This window comes from Dolichospermum heterosporum TAC447 (assembly GCF_024584745.1).
Lineage (GTDB): Bacteria > Cyanobacteriota > Cyanobacteriia > Cyanobacteriales > Nostocaceae > Dolichospermum > Dolichospermum heterosporum.
In genome coordinates, this window is the sequence record NZ_CP099464.1 from 4,153,216 (window position 1) to 4,165,634 (window position 12,419).

General features: G+C 39.2%; 12 protein-coding genes and 1 pseudogene. 10 read left to right on the forward strand and 3 right to left on the reverse strand.

The window, feature by feature from the left end; genetic code table 11:
* Positions 1-102 precede the first annotated feature (102 nt).
* From cpcF to cpcG4, 5 genes are all read left to right on the forward strand, one after another.
* On the forward strand, positions 103-699 hold the full coding sequence (gene cpcF, locus NG743_RS18655; protein ID WP_027402202.1) for a C-phycocyanin alpha-cysteine-84 phycocyanobilin lyase subunit CpcF: 597 nt from the start codon (positions 103-105) through the stop codon (positions 697-699).
* 40 nt (positions 700-739) lie between these two features.
* A complete protein-coding gene (gene cpcG1 / locus NG743_RS18660) occupies positions 740-1,576 on the forward strand; it encodes a phycobilisome rod-core linker protein CpcG1 (RefSeq protein WP_039200908.1) in 837 nt (278 codons plus the stop codon).
* A gap of 135 nt (positions 1,577-1,711) precedes the next feature.
* Positions 1,712-2,455: a phycobilisome rod-core linker protein CpcG2 gene (gene cpcG2, locus NG743_RS18665; RefSeq protein WP_193962850.1), complete on the forward strand. Its 744-nt coding sequence runs from the start codon at positions 1,712-1,714 to the stop codon at positions 2,453-2,455.
* 139 nt (positions 2,456-2,594) lie between these two features.
* The gene (gene cpcG3, locus NG743_RS18670; RefSeq protein ID WP_027402205.1) at positions 2,595-3,323 is read left to right on the forward strand and encodes a phycobilisome rod-core linker protein CpcG3; all 729 of its coding nucleotides are present in this window, start codon (positions 2,595-2,597) and stop codon (positions 3,321-3,323) included.
* Between the two features lie 166 nt (positions 3,324-3,489).
* Complete coding sequence (gene cpcG4, locus NG743_RS18675; protein WP_027402206.1) at positions 3,490-4,251, forward strand: phycobilisome rod-core linker protein CpcG4; 762 nt, start codon at positions 3,490-3,492, stop codon at positions 4,249-4,251.
* A gap of 210 nt (positions 4,252-4,461) precedes the next feature.
* Here cpcG4 and NG743_RS18680 read toward each other — a convergent pair whose 3' ends face one another.
* Positions 4,462-4,800, reverse strand: coding sequence for a hypothetical protein (locus NG743_RS18680; protein ID WP_027402207.1), 339 nt, complete (start codon positions 4,798-4,800; stop codon positions 4,462-4,464).
* A gap of 136 nt (positions 4,801-4,936) precedes the next feature.
* Positions 4,937-5,431: a peptide-methionine (R)-S-oxide reductase MsrB gene (gene msrB, locus NG743_RS18685; protein WP_027402208.1), complete on the reverse strand. Its 495-nt coding sequence runs from the start codon at positions 5,429-5,431 to the stop codon at positions 4,937-4,939.
* Positions 5,432-5,855: 424 nt separating this feature from the next.
* On the opposite strand from msrB, the pseudogene NG743_RS18690 reads away from it, so the two are divergent.
* A pseudogene (locus NG743_RS18690) lies at positions 5,856-6,630 on the forward strand (class II glutamine amidotransferase).
* Between the two features lie 540 nt (positions 6,631-7,170).
* On the opposite strand, the gene NG743_RS18695 reads toward NG743_RS18690, so the two are convergent.
* Positions 7,171-8,253 carry a sulfate ABC transporter substrate-binding protein gene (locus tag NG743_RS18695; RefSeq protein ID WP_080683856.1) on the reverse strand — a complete coding sequence of 361 codons (1,083 nt, stop codon included), beginning with the start codon at positions 8,251-8,253 and terminating at the stop codon, positions 7,171-7,173.
* Positions 8,254-8,747: 494 nt separating this feature from the next.
* Between NG743_RS18695 and NG743_RS18700 the strand changes: the two genes are divergently transcribed.
* The 4 genes from NG743_RS18700 to NG743_RS18715 all read left to right on the forward strand — a co-directional run bounded on the left by NG743_RS18700 (position 8,748) and on the right by NG743_RS18715 (position 12,001).
* On the forward strand, positions 8,748-9,863 hold the full coding sequence (locus NG743_RS18700) for a sulfate ABC transporter substrate-binding protein (RefSeq protein ID WP_027402211.1): 1,116 nt from the start codon (positions 8,748-8,750) through the stop codon (positions 9,861-9,863).
* A 102-nt stretch (positions 9,864-9,965) separates the two neighbouring features.
* Positions 9,966-10,835, forward strand: coding sequence for a sulfate ABC transporter permease subunit CysT (gene cysT, locus NG743_RS18705; protein WP_257120650.1), 870 nt, complete (start codon positions 9,966-9,968; stop codon positions 10,833-10,835).
* Positions 10,822-11,661 carry a sulfate ABC transporter permease subunit CysW gene (cysW, locus tag NG743_RS18710; RefSeq protein WP_027402213.1) on the forward strand — a complete coding sequence of 280 codons (840 nt, stop codon included), beginning with the start codon at positions 10,822-10,824 and terminating at the stop codon, positions 11,659-11,661. The genes cysT and cysW overlap by 14 nt, the downstream gene beginning before the upstream one ends.
* 73 nt (positions 11,662-11,734) lie before the next feature.
* Positions 11,735-12,001 carry an NIL domain-containing protein gene (locus tag NG743_RS18715; protein ID WP_027402214.1) on the forward strand — a complete coding sequence of 89 codons (267 nt, stop codon included), beginning with the start codon at positions 11,735-11,737 and terminating at the stop codon, positions 11,999-12,001.
* Positions 12,002-12,419 lie beyond the last annotated feature (418 nt).

A 12,419-nucleotide genomic window follows, 5' to 3' on the forward strand; every position in this document is an offset into this window, starting at 1 on the left:
AGTAGTCAGTTGTCAATTGTCAGTTGTAAAACTACTGACCGTTCGGCTGACGCTCACGGCGAAGCCACTGACCACTGACCACTGACCACTGACAACAGAAAAATGGATGAACTAATTCAGGCTGTCATCGCAGCAGAAACACCTGACCAAATGGTGACAGCAGTTAAAAATCTGGCAGCAGCCAAAGATTCATTGGCAATTCCTACCTTAATTGCCGTCTTTGGTTATAACAATCCAGCAGCAGCCATAGTGGCAGCAGCCGGGTTGACGGAGTTGGGAGAAATAGCAGTGCCACAATTGCTAGACCAAATTGATGATTATAACTATGGCGCACGGGCTTATTCGATTCGTACAATAGCTGCGATCGCAGATCCCCGTGCTTTGGATATTCTCATCTCTAGTGCATTGACTGACTTTGCCCCTAGTGTCCGCCGTGCTGCTGCGAAGGGATTAGGAAACATACATTGGCAGAAATTAGCACCTACTGAAGCTGAAATAGCCATTAACCGCGTCCTAGAGACACTTCTGTTAATTTGCGAAGATCCAGATTGGTCAATTCGCTATGCTGCTATTGTTGGGTTACAAGCTCTAGCAAAATTAGATAGAGTGCAATTAATTATTTCGGCTAAATTTCAATTAATGCTGACTAAGGATACTGAAAAAGCCGTCCGCGCTCGCGTTCAGTTAGCCTTGGCTTAGTAAATCCATTAAATTACCATATAACAAGGTAAAAGTAAAGATGTCAATACCACTACTAGAATATGCGCCCAAGTCGCAAAACCAGCGAGTAGAAGGCTATGAAGTTGCCAACGAAGACACCCCAACTACTTATCGCTTAGATAGAGCTACCTCAGACCAAGATATTGATAGCATCATCTGGGCTGCATACCGCCAAATTTTCAGCGAACATTTGATTTTAGCCAGCTATAAGCAAACCGCTTTAGAATCACAACTGCGAAATCGGGCGATTACCCTCCGTGATTTTATCCGAGGTTTAGGTAAATCAGACGTTTACCATACCCAAGTAGCAGATACAAATTCTAACTATCGCTTAGTTGACATCACCTTAAAACGTTTCTTAGGTCGGGCTGCTTACAACAAAGACGAAGAAATTGCTTGGTCAATTGTGATTGCTACCAAAGGGTTACACGGTTTTATAGATGCTCTATTAGAATCAGACGAGTATTTAGACAACTTTGGTGATGATGTTGTCCCCTACCAACGTCGTCGCTTTGGCTCACGCCCCTTTAACCTAGCTAACCCCCGTTATGGTGCTGACTGGCGCGATACTCAAAACCTGCGTGGTTTGGCTGGTCGTTCCTACTACAGCATCCGCACATCAGGACAACTGACCACAGCAGATATCCGTCGGGCGATTCCTGCCAACTTCTTCATTATGGCGGGAACAATTATTACCAACGAATGTAACTACCAACGCAGTTTGGCGACAGCCCAATCTTTCGTTAGTAACACCGCAATACCTGACACTAGCAGAGATAACCAAGAACAACCCAGCATTAAACCTGTGGCAGTTTCCTTACCCTATCGTTACATCCCTGCTAATGCTAAAAATTAGTCATTGGTCATTGGTCATTGGTCATTAGTCATTGGTCATTGGTCATTGGTCATTGAAAAATACTTGTTCCCTGTTCCCTGTTCCCTGTTCCCTGTTCCCTGTTCCCTGTTCCCTGTTCCCTAACAACTGACAAACATGACAATACCTTTACTAGAATACAAACCCAGTTCTCAAAACCAGCGTGTTTCTGGTTATGAAGTTCCTAACGAAGATACACCCAAAATTTACCGCATCGAAGACTACGGCTTTGGTGGAGAAGTAGAAGAACTAATTTGGGCTGCTTATCGGCAACTTTTCAGTGAACACGTCATTCTCAAATTTTACCGCCAAGTTAATTTAGAATCCCAGGTAAAAAACAAAGCCATCACCGTCCGCGATTTTATTCGGGGTTTAGCCAAATCTGAAGCTTTCCAAAGTTTGGTAATTCAGAGTAATTCCAACTACAGATTAGTAGAAATTGGACTAAAACGGTTATTGGGTCGCGCACCCTATAACAAAGAAGAAGAAATCGCCTGGTCAATTGTCATTGCTACCAAAGGTTGGGGAGGTTTTGTGGATGCTTTACTAAATTCTGAAGAATATCAGAACAACTTTGGGGAAAATATCGTTCCCTACCAAAGACGACGTTATAAAGATAGACCATTTAATTTAGTGACACCACGATACAGCGACTACTGGCGCGACCAAATCGAGGATGCTCGTTACAAATGGGGCGACATCAAAAACTTTTTGGATATGGCGAATTCCATTAAAATTAAAACAGTGCCTCACACACCAGTTAGCACTGCCAATATCCAAATTCCTAACACTACCAGAGAAACTAAATCAACAGGTATTCCTGTTTCTATTAGTCCTAGTGCTAGTTTTCCCGTGCGCTAAATAGTTTTTAACTAGCTGGGAAATTTCGGTGATAAAAGTGACAAAGTTTGCATTTTTTTCAGGATTTTAATTTTAGTTATTTCGCTAAGTATTACGACATTTTAAGATGCCAACTTTACCAAAAGGCAGGTTCTTTAAAATGGCAATTCCTTTACTTAAATACAAACCTACAACTCAAAACCAAAGAGTGAACAGCTTCGGTACGGCAGATATTAACGAAGACAATCCTTATATCTACCGAATTGAAAATGCTAATTCTTCCGGCGAACTTGAACAACTAATTTGGGCTGCTTATCGCCAAATCTTTAACGAACAGGAGATTCTCAAATTTAACCGTCAAATTACCCTAGAAACCCAACTCAAAAATAGGTCAATTACGGTTAAAGACTTCATTCGTGGTTTGGTGAAATCAGAGCGATTTTATCAGCTAGTTGTGACACCTAATAACAACTATCGGTTGGTAGAAATGGTTCTGAAAAGAATTTTGGGTCGTTCTCCCTATAATGAGCAAGAAAAAATTGCTTGGTCAATTCAAATTGCTACTTTAGGTTGGGGAAAATTTGTAGATATTCTGATTGATAGTAGCGAGTATGAACAAGCCTTTGGTGAGTATACCGTACCCTATCAACGCAAACGAATGACCACAGACCGACCAATCAGCTTTACTCCCCGCTATGGTGCTGATTATCGTGACCGGGCAGGTATTGTCCAAAAATGGCCGTATATTCGTCAATGGCGTGGAGGTTTCTACCCAGGCTCTGGGCAAAATGTTGATTTGGGGGCATTGTCTGCTGTATTACTGGTAATAACCGCAGGCATTACTTTCTTGTTGATTCTCAATTGGTTAGGAATTAGTGATATCTACTAGCCTTTTGAGGGGAAAATAAGATCGAGAGGAAACAAGGAATAATACAGGGGATTTAGACCTGACCCAAAACTTACCGGGAATAGGGTAAAAATATTCCCTGTTCCCTATTCCCTGTTCCCTGATTCATTATCTTTGTTTAATTTGATAATAAAAGGAGAAAAATAATATGGCATTGCCATTACTTCAATACAATCCAAGTAGTCAAAATCACCGAGTGGCCAGCTTTGGTGTTGCTGACCAAAATGAAGATACACCTTATATCTATCGCATTGAAGATGTTAGTTCTTACACTGACATGACAAACATCATTTGGGCTGCTTATCGCCAAGTTTTCAGTGAACATGAAATCCTCAAGTTTAACCGTCAAGGGACTTTAGAATCTCAACTGAAAAACGGTTCTTTGTCAGTTCGTGATTTTATTCGCGGTTTAGCTAAATCTGAAGCTTTCTATCGTTTGGTTGTTTCTGTTAACAACAACTACCGTTTAGTAGACATCACCCTCAAACGCTTATTGGGTCGTTGTGCTTACAATAAAAAAGAAGAAATTGCTTGGTCAATTGTTATTTGTAACAAGGGCTTTGGCGGTTTCGTTGATGCTTTATTAGATAGCGAAGAGTATACCCAAAACTTTGGTGATAATACCGTACCTTACCAACGCAAGCGGTTTGTAGATCGTCCTTTTAACTTGGTAACTCCTCGTTACGGTGCGGACTTCCAAGAAACAGCCGGTACAGTCAAAACCGACTGGCGCTTTACTTTGGAGAATTTCTATACTGCTAAAGCTAAAGCCAAGCGTCTGAAAGCAGGTGATCCCGGCAACTTTGAAGCTATGGCGGCTTCTGTATCTGGTAAAGGTAACTATGCTCAAAAGCTATCTTCTTTTGATATTGATTACCTGAATGCTGTTCCTTACCGTGGCAAACGCTAGTACCGCTAGGCGGAATTAAAAATTAATAATTAAAAATTAAAAGTTAACTTCCGCTGTTGTGTACTAAGTTTACCCAAAAATTTTTAATTTATAGGGTGCGTTAGGAAGATAATTCTTGACGCACTCTTAATTTTTTGTGCTGTTGCTCATGGTTTTTGTAAATAGGAGTTTTTTGCCTATTCTATGAGGATGTACCTTGAGTAAAATCTTCTATAACTCAATTAACTTAAAGCCCCAAATTTTCAAAACTGCGATCGCTATTTCTGGATCTATACCATCATAGGCTTCCCATTCAGACTGTGGATCTTTAGGATGCCCTTCACCTACGTGACCTGCAATTTTAATGATGGGAATATTCACTAAGTAATCACGTTCCATACCTTTAGGGAGAGCTAATTTAATTCTGCGACCCACAAACTTAGATGCACTAGATTCAGCTACAGATTCCCGAACTAAACAAATATCACCAGCAGTTCCCCAAGTAGTTTGGTAAATGTGGAGAAACGATATATAACTTTCTGGTTTGATGGATCTTTTGAGAACTTGCATTATCTAATCCTTATCCTTGTTTTCGACAATTTTATGTAAACTCTACCTGCTATATTCCAATTTCCTGCTTTTGAGAGAATAAAACAAGGGGTTTGCACCCCTTGAGAGAGTTTAAAAAGTGAACCGTATTAGTGATCTACGCAGGTGTAAACTGCAAAGATACACCGTTCATACAGTAACGGAGACCAGTTGGTTTGGGTCCATCATTAAAAACATGGCCTAAATGTCCACCACAATTACTACAATGAACTTCAGTTCGGGTCATGAAAAATGCTCTATCTGTAGTAGTAGCGATCGCCCCCTCTATGGGCTTAAAAAAGCTTGGCCAGCCAGTACCACTATTAAATTTAGTATCAGCAGTAAACAAGGCCTGTCCACACCCAGCGCAGACATAAGTACCAGGTTCATATTGCTTATCGAGGGGACTGGTATGGGAGGGTTCTGTACCATGTTTCCGCAACACCCGAAACTGTTCTGGTGTGAGGATACTCTTCCACTCTTCCTCTGTTTTTGTCACTGCAAACTCTGTGTTAGAAAGTGCCATAGATTCTGAACTCCAATTGATATAATGGGAAAAAAAGGCTGTACCGACTAATAGGGTACTGATTTGTAAAAAATTGCGTTTGTCCATAATCTATTATTTGCTATTTTTCTCTTCCTTAGCCAAACAACTCCACAAGATTGATAAATTCTCTGATGAGAAATTGATGAAAATCACCTCAAAACATCTTGCCCCCTTGAGAAGAATATGTGATGATTCTATAATCAATTCAAATATACGGTATCTCTATCGGATTTTTGGCGTTTATGCAGGAGGTGTATTCATATATGGTATTGCTGAGTAAAAGTATGATTTTATTATGCCTACGGCACGCTGCGCGGACACCCAGAGACGCTCCAGGCGCAGAGAGTAAGGGTTTGAGAGATGAAATTTTCGACTTTCATACCCCAATTCACCAAGGCCTCATATATTTGCTAATTAAATGTACAAATTGCACCTATCCCATTAAAATTGATAAGTTATTCTGGAGTTGATCTTTACAACGACAACACTAATGTGCCAACTATTAGGAATGAACTGCAACGTACCCACAGACATTTGCTTTTCCTTTGAAGGTTTTTCTGCCAGAGGAGGAAAAACAGATGAACATAGTGATGGTTGGGGAATTGCTTTTTTTGAAGATAAAGGCTGTCGAATTTTTTTAGACGCTGAAGCTTCTATAGCGTCACCAATTGCCGATTTTATCCGTCAGTATCCCATTCATTCTACTCATGTGATAGCTCATATCCGCAAAGCCACTCAAGGTAAAATAGCCTTAGAAAACTGTCATCCTTTCCGTCGGGAACTTTGGGGTAGATATTGGGTATTTGCTCATAATGGTAATTTACCAGATTTTAACCCAGAAAATCATGGGGCTTTTCAACCTGTGGGTGCTACCGATAGCGAAAAAGCATTTTGCTTAATTCTTAATACTTTGCGATCGCATTTTCCCCAAGGACAACCACCATTAAAGGAACTCTACCAGACATTACATGAAGTTACCAAAGAAATAGCGGTTTTTGGATCTTTCAACTATATATTATCAAATGGTCAGCATTTTTTCACCTATTGCTCAACCAAACTTTGCTACATTATTAGACAAGCCCCCTTTGCGGCGGCGCATTTAATTGATGAAGAGATGACTGTAGATTTTAGCGAATTAACCACACCAAGCGATTCGCGTTGCTGTCATTGTCACCACACCTCTAACCGATAACGAAGTTTGGACACAAATTCAACCGGGTGAACTCCTAATATTTCAAGATGGATTACCTCTAAAATTTGCCTGATTTTTGACAAGTAACTTATTAATAAGACCAAATTAATAAGACCAAATTAATAAGACCAAGTAAAACCCTGGTAATCTTCATTTCTAGAAATTGTTGGTAAATACTTATTCAATTTTGATAACCATTAACCACTCGCATAATCAAATCCAAAAAAATCTCATCTCATTGTCACACCAAAAATCTGTTATAGGGTGCTTTACTACTGCATAAATCCTGCAAATAAACAGATTTTTGATATCTTACGCACCCTACCAATGTGCCAGTTGCGTAAGTCCTGTTTTATTTACACCGTGACCTAATATTGTACTAAGTAGCCATCATGAACTGCGTACACCAGGAGGAATAAAAATCTACTCCTAGCCCTAACCAAAAGACTTTTTCAGCAACCCCTATTTAAACCTAAGTGGGTGAACACAATAAAACCAATCTGTGTAAAGAAAAGTAAAATCCCCCAAACCCTCTTCACTATTGCCTATTGTCTCTTGCCTTGCCATAAGGACGATTTTCAATGCTAACCTACTTAATTGAGAACTGCTATATTTAGCGTCTTCTACCCTGAATTCTGTCAAAAATAGCACCATCATCAAAGAACTTCTTCTGTACACCATTCCAACCTCCCAAACTATCCACAGTGTAGAGTCGGGCAATCTTGGGGAATTTACCTTGTACTTCTTTGGCTACAGTAGCATTAACTGGCCGAAAACCAACTTTAGCAAACTCTCGTTGTGCTTCTGGAGTGAACAGGAAGTTGACGAAGGCTTCAGAAACCTCACGATTTCCGTGCTTATCAACATTTTTATCCACAACTGCGACAGGTCCTTCTATAGAAATATTGACTGGAGGAACTTCGTAAGAAATATCTGTTTTTCCTTGCTGTGCAGCTAAAATGACTTCATTTTCATAGTTTAGTAATACGTCACCCTGACCTTTTTTGTAAAAAGCATCACTTGATTCTCGTGCATCTTTGGGTAATACAACCACGTTCTTAAACACATCAGTGACAAATTTCAAAGCCTGGCTTTCATTTCCGCCATTCCTCACCACAGCACCCCACAAAGCTAGGAAATTCCATCTAGCACCACCCGATGTTTTAGGATTTGCGGTAACAATCTTCACACCAGGTTTTGTTAAATCTGTCCAAGTCTTGATCTTTTTGGGATTACCAGGACGAGTTTCCAGCGCAACCACTGAACGGGTAACAATTGAATTATTGGGAGCTTCCTTCTCCCAACCTGGTTTAATCAAACCGGCTTGTTCGATTTTTTTTGTATCTAATGCTAGAGCTAAAGCTACCACATCTGCGGGTAAACCATCAATAACAGCACGGGTTTGAGAACCAGAACCGCCATAACTTTCCCTAATTACAACATCTTGACCTTTTTCTCTTTTCCATTTCGCTACAAACTGGGGAATGATTTTGGAGTAAGCAGCCTTAGTCACTGCGTAAGTAGCCAGGGTAATTTCAACTTTTTTACCGCTTTGACTCATGAGTTGCGTTTTTTGGGCTGTACCTGCAAATACAGGTAAAATAGTGCTTATGCTTAAGGTTGTGGCTAAGAACAGTGTCGAAAAGAATGGCTTTGTTGTCACGAATTTTTTAGTGTTGGAAGAATTATCTGTCATGGGATGTCCTCAAATTGGCTGCGATGCAATCTACGGTATCTCTGTAAAGATACAGTATTTAACTTATCAAAAAAGAGCTTACCAGATGTAATAAATAAAATCAATAGTTTTTGCACTTAAAAACAACTATTTTCCTATCAAGTATTGAATGTATTTAATATTGCAGTTAATTTTTTGGCGTTTTTATTTACAAGCCTTATATAACAAGGTTTTGAGTAAATTAAATTCTATTTTTATCGTCAAGTTTGATTATTTATGTATTTTAATTAACTTATTTTCTAAGTATTTATATTTTGTTACCTCAAGAAAGACAATTAAAAATTGATACTTCTTTATTAGAGGCGTTGTAATTTGTCCTAAAACTGGTAGAATCACCATATTCCCTATCGTCAATATGCTGTTTTAAACGGCATTGGCAATTATGTACTTTTGCACTAACACATAACTGCAAGCTAAAAAATTAATTGCCCGTAGTTTTACAGGAGGAAAAAATAATGAATTTGTGGCAACAATTACGGAAAAGATTACAACTGAGGTTTAACCCCAATTCTCTCAAAGGCTTTGTATCACTGGTTCTAGTAGGAACGGTATTGAGTTTATCTCTTGCTGCTTGTTCTGGGACAAACACCAGTAATTCTTCACCAAGTGCAACTAATGATACAGAAAAAAAACAGAATGCAGAACTAACTCTTGTCTCTTTTGCTGTTACTAAAGCTGCTCACGCTGCCATTATTCCCAAATTTGTGGAAAAATGGCAAAAGGAACATAACCAAACTGTAGTTTTTAAACAAAGCTATGGCGGTTCTGGTTCACAAACTCGTGCTGTAGTTGATGGTTTAGAAGCAGATGTTGTTCATCTGGCACTAGCTTTAGATACGCAAAAAATTGAAAAGGCGGGATTAATTCAAGCTGGGTGGGAGAAAAAATTTCCTAATAATGGAATTGTTACTAAATCTGTCGCCGCTTTAGTAACTCGTGAAGGCAACCCTAAAGGTATTAAAAATTGGGCTGATTTAGCTAAAGATAATGTTAAACTAATTACCGCAGATCCTAAAACTTCTGGGGTAGCGCGGTGGAACTTTCTCGCACTTTGGAATTCGGTAATTAAAACTGGTGGAGATGAAGCTAAAGCAACAGAGTTTGTTACTAAGGTTTATAAGAATGTCCCTGTATTAACTAAAGATGCTCGTGAAGCTACAGACGCATTTTTTAAACAAGGTCAAGGTGATGCTCTAATCAACTATGAAAACGAAATTGTTTTAGCCAGAGATAAGGGTGAAAAAACAAACTATGTTCTTCCTGATGTAAATATCTCCATTGATAATCCTATTGCTGTTGTGGATAAAAATGTTGATAAACATGGTAATCGGGAGGTGGCGGAAGCTTTTGTTAAATACTTATTCACTCCAGAAGCACAACAGGAATTTGCGAAAGTAGGATTTCGCCCTGTGGATGAAACAGTAGCTAAGAGTAAAGAGTTTGCTGACAAATATCCCCCAATAAAGACTTTAAGTACAGTTGAAGAATTAGGTGGTTGGGATGCTGTGCAGAAAAAGTTCTTTAATGATGGGGCAATTTTTGACCAAATTCAAGCTAAAAATAGGCGGTAATGGGTAATGGGTAATTGGTAATTGGTAATTGGTAATTGTTAGAAGACAACTGACAACTGACAACTGACAACTGACAACTGACAACTGACAACTAACTAAATTATGGCTGTATCTTCTCCTGTACAAACTAATATTAAACCTCCGATTTGGAAGGTGTTTCTAGATAATTTGCTTCATCTTCCTTGGACTTGGCGGATTACTTTAGGATATCTAACTTTCATGTTATTTATTCCTATTGTGGCCATGTTTCTCAAGGCTAGTACAGAATCTCCAGAGAAGTTTTGGGAAATTGCAACTAATGATTTAGCATTGGCAACTTATAACGTTACCTTTGTTACGTCTTTATTTGCAGCTTTGCTGAATGGTGTGTTTGGAACTTTGATTGCTTGGGTATTGGTGCGTTACGATTTTCCTTTGAAACGGATTATTGATGCGACTGTAGATTTACCATTTGCTTTGCCAACATCAGTAGCAGGTTTAACACTGGCAACAGTTTATAGTGATAATGGTTGGCTGGGTTCATTGTTAGCACCAATGGGGATTAAGGTATCCTTTACTCGGTTGGGAGTTGGGGTAGCAATGATATTTATATCTTTACCTTTTGTGGTGAGAACTGTCCAACCGGTACTGCAAGAAATGGAATCGGAAATTGAAGAGGCTGCTTGGAGTTTGGGTGCTTCCGAATGGCAAACTTTTTGGAAAGTGATTTTACCGCCTTTATTTCCGACAATTTTAACTGGTGTGGCTTTGGGTTTTTCCCGCGCTGTGGGAGAGTATGGTTCAACAGTAATTATTTCTTCTAATACACCATATAAAGATTTGATTGCACCTGTGTTAATTTTCCAACGGTTGGAACAATATGACTATTCCGGTGCAACTGTAATTGGTGTGGTTTTATTAGGAATTTCTTTGGTGATGTTGTTAGCAATTAATTTCTTACAAGCTTGGGCAAGAAGATATGACAATAGATAAAGTTAAAAGACAAAAAAAACAAAGTTGGGTGCCGGCGGTTTTAATTGGGATTGCGATCGCCTACCTGTTTCTGGTTCAATATATTCCAGCTATTAATGTTTTTTTTGAAGCTTTCAAAAAGGGATCTGGACCATTTTTATCCAACCTGGCAAAACCGGAATTTCTCCATGCAGCTTGGTTAACTCTATTACTGGCTGCGATTTCCATACCTGTGAATGCAGTATTTGGATTGTGCGCGGCTTGGGCGATCGCTCGACATAAATTCCCTGGACGCGCTATAGTTCTCAGTATCATTGATTTACCCTTTTCCATCTCCCCAGTCGTCGCCGGGTTAATGATAGTCCTACTATACGGCAGACAGGGCTGGTTTGGTCCTTGGCTACAAGCACATAATATCCAAATTATCTTTGCTTTTCCAGGAATGGTAATGGCTACCGCCTTTGTGAGTATGCCTTTTGTCGCCAGAGAAGTAATTCCTATCTTAGAAGAATTTGGCAAAGATCAAGAAGAAGCCGCCAGAACATTAGGTGCAAACGATTGGCAAACTTTCTGGCGAGTAACTTTACCGAGTATTCGCTGGGGTTTACTCTACGGTTTAATCTTAACAAATGCCAGAGCAATGGGTGAATTTGGCGCAGTCTCTGTCGTATCTGGTAACATTGCCAATACAACCCAGAGTTTACCCTTATTCGTAGAAGATGCTTACAAACAATATGAAACTGAAGCTGCTTTTTCTGCTGCTGTATTGTTAGCATTCCTCGCAGTAATCACCTTGATACTCAAGGAAATTCTGGAACGAAAAACCCAAATTAAAGAAGTTGAATAATGGGTAATGGGTAATGGGTAATGGGTAATGGGTAATTTTTAGACAGATATAAAATTACATCTTAGGAGTTGTTATGAGCAGTGAAAATACCCTGATAAACAAGCGAATTCGCGTCAGAATCACTCAAGATCATCATCAAGAACCTGTCATTTCTCGCCTAGTTTCCAAATACGGCTTAACAGTAAATATCAAAGCTGCAATTCTCGGACAAAATGCTGTAGGTGATGGTTGGTTTGACTTAGATATACAAGGAACAGAAACACAAATTCAAAATGGATTAAATTATCTCCAAGAATTGAAATTGCAGGTTTGGGATGAGAATAGCATTAGTGATTGGTGAAAATTATACAGCATATTTTAATTAAATGAAGTACACCCCCCAGTGCACGGGTGGGTTATTTCTAAGGAAATTTTAAGGGCTGGAAATTTCTCCCCCTTTTTGTTGGAGCGATTTTGGTGGTTAGCGGTAAACTAACGGAAAGCAAGGTAACACTACTTCTCTGGTGGTGAACTTATACCAAGTTTTTCTAGCTTTGAGGTTTAAATTGCGATCGCACTCCCAATCTGAACCATGAAAACTAAATATTTTTAAGCGGATTTACTTACAAGGATAGAGATAAGCAAGCATTTATTTAATTAGTTTACTTTTGTACTTCTATTTTCACAATTACTGACGGTTGCTTCTACAGAGTTATCGTTAGTTTTTGCTTCCTTTCTTCCCAATTCAAACTCTACAAACAATCCAGCATTTTATTACC